A 224-nucleotide genomic window follows, 5' to 3' on the forward strand; every position below is an offset into this window, starting at 1 on the left:
TACAGAGGATAAACCGCACCGACCTTATCCCCTATATCCAGTATGACACGAAACATGGGAAAGGGGGTATCTGATGAATAACAACGATATTCCCGTATGGGAAAAATACACCCTTACCATTGAAGAAGCGTCAAAGTATTTCCGTATCGGAGAAAACAAGTTAAGACGATTGGCAGAGGAAAACAAGGACGCTGGCTGGCTCATTATGAATGGCAACCGCATAC

Annotated in this window: 1 protein-coding gene; it reads left to right on the top strand. The window is 44.2% G+C overall.

What is annotated here, in order from left to right:
* Positions 1-73 precede the first annotated feature (73 nt).
* Positions 74-224, top strand: a 151-nt coding sequence (locus tag LI162_RS15480; RefSeq protein WP_161171205.1) for an excisionase, incomplete at its 3' end; no start/stop codon positions are given.

The sequence above is a fragment of the Mediterraneibacter sp. 210702-DFI.3.120 genome (assembly GCF_020561005.1).
Lineage (GTDB): Bacteria > Bacillota > Clostridia > Lachnospirales > Lachnospiraceae > Mediterraneibacter > Mediterraneibacter faecis.